General features: G+C 62.0%; 1 protein-coding gene. It reads left to right on the forward strand.

Features of this window, described 5'->3' with window-relative positions; genetic code table 11:
• Positions 1 to 736 precede the first annotated feature (736 nt).
• Complete coding sequence (locus tag KF724_13870) at positions 737 to 2,005, forward strand: hypothetical protein (protein MBX3356776.1); 1,269 nt, start codon at positions 737 to 739, stop codon at positions 2,003 to 2,005.
• Positions 2,006 to 2,858 lie beyond the last annotated feature (853 nt).

The following is a 2,858-nucleotide window of genomic DNA, read 5'->3' on the forward strand; positions in this document are numbered from 1 at the left end:
AGTTCGAGGGCGTTGGCGTGGGCTTTCTGCGGCAGATTCAAGAGAACTTTGTTCGGCGGCAGGTCGGGCGAGCGTCGCCCGGCGCGGTCGGTTCCAGTGTCGAAGTCAACTTTTCAGGAGCAATTCGATGAGCAAGTAAGCAAATGGGCCGTGGGTCGTGCGATTGGTGGGAGCGGGTTTTCTTGGCACAATCGCCGCCTTTGGCGGAGCTGCCATGGGCCAATCGCAGTCGTGTTGGAAACTGGAATCCATCTCCTGTTGTGCGAGTGTGCTGATTAGTCATCCGGAGTTTTCTCCTGCATGCGTCACTGGGGAGGGCGACGTCGCGAGATGCATTCCGCAGATTCTGGCCAACGGGACATTCCGCTACCAAAGGAGCGCGCCGTCGGGGTATCAAGGACCTTCGCCGATCCTTCCGTCCGTGCCATGCCATCTCCGTCCCGGCGTCTGCGACGGTGGTGTTTGTTCCTACGGTGCACAGGTCAACTTTAACTGCTGGGACAACGGACCCGGCACTCCTTGTCCGTGACATAGAGTTGAGCGAATGAGATCAGCCTTCTGGCTCGTGATCGTCCTGTTCGTGCCTGTACTCGCATGGTGCTCTCAAAGGGCGGCTTGGTGCCGTCCACCGGGACAGCTCGCAAACGACACAGATCACAACCATCTATCGGTCTTTGACGCGGTCCCCGGCGAGGTCGTCGCGAGGATTCCAAACGAGTTGCGGAGCGGCGGTGTCGTGTTGCGCTCTTGGCGACTTCCGTCGGAGCTGGACCTTCGCAACCTTGCCGCAACGCTCGGAGTGGGTGCCGAGCGAGACCTCATGCTCGATCCATTCCTGGAGCGCTATCTCAGCAGGTGGCAGGAGATTGATCGAATCTACCTCTCTCAGCTCGAGGAGCTTGCGGGGCCGGCCTCCCCGTATGCGCCCCAGCATCCAGAGCGACCCACGCCCCCCTTGGCATCAGCGCTCTTCCACGAGACGCGGTGTGAGATGCGAAGCAAGCGTTTGGAGGTCGAGACCGAAGTGGTTTCGGCGATCGTGGCGATTGCGGAGCAGCACGACGATGCAGACCGCAACGCGATCGCTGCGAGCAAGGCGAGATTTGAGGCGGCAAGAAGCCGGGCGCGCGCGGTCGACCTCTCCATCGATGTTTCGGCGGCACGCCTTGACTTGGGTCTCTTGCTGAAGGCATTCGGGGGCGAGATGTGCAGTTTCGGCATCGAGAGCCCGGAAGGTGCGCTGATCGAGGCCTATTGGCGTGAACTGACCCCGCCCTCGGAGCGGGCCGTGAACAATGAATGCCGCTACGGGCCGCGCATGAATGCTCTTTGGATGGAATTGTGGAACCTGCGCCCCAACGCTCCGCCAGAAATCGGAATCGAGTTCCGCGAGCTCTCCAAGAAGTACCATCAGCCGTTCTTCGAGCGCGCACGGATCAACATCGAGTGGACGCCGAGGATTGCCGCACTTCTCCCTGAGGCAAAGCGATCGGAGTTTATTGCCATGGCGAGGGCGATCATGTTTCCGCGCTTCCTCGGGGATCGGCCCGAAGGACGCGGGCGTGCACAAAGGGCGCTTCGAGACGCGCTCGAGATTCCTTCGCTGGATACGGACCAGAAGGAACGGATCCTGGTCCTTGTGGAAGAACTTGACCGTCGAATCGAAGAGGTCGACCAACGACTCATGGCCAGTTGGATCATGTTTGATCGAGTTGGCTGCAACCTCCAGCCTCAGCGGGATCTCCCTGAGCGGATCGAGTTCACGATTGATCGATTGCTTGCGGAGCGGGATCGGAAAGAGGCGGAGGCGATCCGAATCGTCGAGCTGATCCTCACTCCGTCGCAGTTCAAGCAGCTGACTGTCGAGCCTCCGCCGCTCGGCCCAGACGAGACGACCGAGACCGTGCCCGGACCAGACGGAAAGCCTCTCGAGCGCCGAGTGAAGAGAGATCGTTCATCAGCGCCCGTCGGAGGCGCCCAGGGATCACCGGTACCTCGGCCCTGATTGTGCGGGCCGTTTGACCGCCAGAGTGCCGCATCGGCCAGTCGGAAGGGTATGGTCCGGCGTTCGGCGTCAAGGGTCCGCTTCGCCGGGCTGCGCCCGCCCTTGACCCCTCCCGCTGGCCCTCAGACAGAGCTGGCTACCGTAAGGGCCCGCACGGGCGGTTGCCTGATCCAGCCACCACCTTGCGGTTTGCAACCCGCAAGTCAGCGCGGCCCTGAGCAACCAGGTGAGTGCCATCGTTGGGTGCACCACGGTTTGCAACTGTCGAGTGCCCTCGCCCCGCTCCGTGTCCCTGTTTCGCCTTCGCCCGAGTTCGAAGACCGTCCGACCCGCTCTACTTCGAGGCCGGTTGCAACAGAGACCGGCCGCTGAGATCACGCGAAACGCCGACGACTAACCTCGTTGGCGTTTTCGCTTTGTACGCAGTACTTTCGCAAGTCTGTGATGCGGAGGCCAAGTCTCCAAGTCGCGCCGGGTATAACCGCATAGTCGGCCACGGAGTCGCCGGAACGACCGTTTCGACCCGAAGTCTCTGAGTCTCGGCCCGCTAGCCGGGCACGGGTCATAGCGGGGTCGGGCCAGCAGGAGCGCTCCCAACCCCCCTGGGTGGCGAGCGCTAAGCGCTTAGGACGGCTGAGCGACGCTCAAACCGGACAGTGTCGCAAAGGCGATTGCAGAAGTGCCTTCGTGCGTCGGCAGAATCATCGCATCGATGCGCGGCATAGCTCCCCCTTGGCGACCCTGCGGCGCCCGGCTGAGCCGCAAGGTTCGCCGGGCGTTCTTGACTAGAAAACCTGAATCGGCGCGGATTTCCGATTGACGCGGGGATCGAACGGGTTATCTTCCAAGCATC

Source organism: Phycisphaeraceae bacterium (genome assembly GCA_019636735.1).
Taxonomy (GTDB): domain Bacteria; phylum Planctomycetota; class Phycisphaerae; order Phycisphaerales; family SM1A02; genus VGXK01.